This window comes from Thermovirga sp. (assembly GCA_012523215.1).
In the GTDB taxonomy this organism is placed as follows: domain Bacteria; phylum Synergistota; class Synergistia; order Synergistales; family Thermovirgaceae; genus 58-81.
Genome location: JAAYIZ010000192.1, coordinates 1 through 2,004, shown reverse-complemented (window position 1 = coordinate 2,004; position 2,004 = coordinate 1). Strand labels below are relative to the sequence as shown.

2 protein-coding genes are annotated in these 2,004 nt (G+C 53.6%); one reads left to right on the top strand and one right to left on the bottom strand.

Annotated elements, in window-relative coordinates; all coding sequences use genetic code 11:
- The coding region (locus GX108_05290) for a hypothetical protein (GenBank protein NLO56451.1) at window positions 1-1,109 on the bottom strand (1,109 nt) is incomplete at its 3' end.
- A gap of 362 nt (window positions 1,110-1,471) precedes the next feature.
- Here GX108_05290 and GX108_05285 point away from each other — a divergent pair.
- Entirely contained in the window at window positions 1,472-2,002 is a 531-nt protein-coding gene (locus tag GX108_05285) for an iron-containing alcohol dehydrogenase (protein NLO56450.1), read from the top strand.
- Window positions 2,003-2,004: the final 2 nt, after the last annotated feature.

The following is a 2,004-nucleotide window of genomic DNA, read 5'->3' as shown; positions in this document are numbered from 1 at the left end:
CGGTAAAGCAGGGTGTTCCTGTGGACCTTCAGGCATTTCCCCGCCCGGGAAAGGCTGAAGCCCGACTCGCACCAGCACCGGATCGTATCGCAGAGATCCTTCATATCCTTTCGCCCCCTCAAAGGCTCTAGGGCCGCTCCTAGGAAGCGTCTCCGCCTCCTCTCGTCAACCGAGAGAAGATAATCCTCGGTCAGGAGGTCAGTGATCCTGTACAATCCCGGCCCATGACTTATGGACTTGCCTATCCCGAGGGCGCTATGAGCGTCCCTGAAAGCCTGTCCCAGTTGCGAGATATCCCGGGCGATTTCGCTCATCCCTATGCAGATCTTCACTCCTTGCCGCAGTAGGTTCTCCTGCAGTTCAAGGCATTTCTTCTCCGCCCTTGTCAAGGCCGCCTCTTCGTCGGTCGAGGCGCTCAACTGGCTCAGGATCACGGCTTTGTCCTCGCCCCAGAAGAGGGGAAGATCCCCATGGCCGCTGAATACTTCCCTTATCGTCGAAAGCAATTGTATTTTTACCGCCTGGATACGCATCTCCGCCTCTTCTGCCAGGGAGCCCGAGGCCTGTTTTTTTATCCTGTCGGTGACTTCCCCGAAGTGGTAAAGGTCCACCAGCATGACCAGGCGTGGGATATCAAAATCGAAACCCAGTTCAGTCAACTTTTTATGGAGCAAGAAGGGGTCACCCCTGTCGAAATCGAATTCCGCCACTTCCTGGAGGAAGCCCTGGAGGGTCCTTTCCTTGAGGAAGGTGGTCTGCATGTAGGCCTTTTCCCGGAGGAAGATCTCCAGTTGCCGTTTCACCAAGCGGCCCCAGACGGTAACCTCGTCGGGATCGCCCGGAATCCCGAGCGTCCCGATCACTTTGCCCGAGAGTTCAATGGGGAGGGTGATGCCCGGCTTGACACCTATCATCTTGCCGGCCACGTCCTCATCGTGGCTCCTGGGCTCACCGGTCTTTATCACTTCCAGCGAAGCTTCGTGGAGCGTCGATAGGCGGGAAGGCTCGTCGGAGCCTATGACGATGCCGTTTTCATCGGTAATTATCAGGTTCCTTCCTATCAGGGCGCCCGTCGATTTGGCGAACTCGATGGCCAGGTTCAAAAGCACGGTTTTCCCCTCCTTTTAAGCTCCTTTCCACTCCGGAAGTGGGTAGAGCCTCATTCTGCGTTTTGTGTAAAATATACAGGATGCGGTGCCATCTATAGATTTGTTTAATAGATATTATGTGAAAAAATACCCAAATAAATCGTTTTAAGAGCCCTGGTTAGTGGGGTTTTTTTATCAACAAACATTTTCGCGCCAGGAATTCGATTCTGACGAAGCATATCATTTTTGTGCAAAAAGTCCAAAAATAATGACCGAGAAGAAAAAGTTTCGTGCTGATCGTACATTGTTTAATAAACGTGGGTTGGATAAAGTGAAAGGCAACGCTTTTTTCAAGAATCCAGAAAATGAAAAGGGGTGCGGCTATGGATTATGAAACCTTCTTGGGTAAGGTACCGGGGCACCTTAAAAATCCTGCCGAGTTCAGAACGGCTGGTGTAAAGGGCAAGGGGAAGCTCGCGGTTGGTTTCGGACTGATCAAGACCCTCGGCGAAGAGGCGGCGAAATTAGGCTCGGGCAAAGCGCTGCTCGTGACGGATAAGAACATGGTCAACCTTGGAATCCACCGGTTCGCCATCGACCCCCTCGAAAAAGCGGGTTTTTCCGTGCAGATTTTCGATGAGGTCGAGCCCGAACCTCACGTCGAGACCTGCCAGGAGGTACAGGATCTTACGAGAAAAGAGGGTTTCTCCGTCGTGATCGGCCTTGGCGGGGGAAGCCCCATGGATGTCGCGAAGGCTGCCGCCCTTGCCCCGGGCAACCCCAGGGAAATGATCGATTACATGACCGGTACCCCCCTGGAAGGCGAAGGCCTGCCCTGCATTTTGGTCCCCACCACTTCCGGTACGGGAAGCGAGGTCAGCCCCTACATCGTGACCAGCAAGGATGACAAGTAACT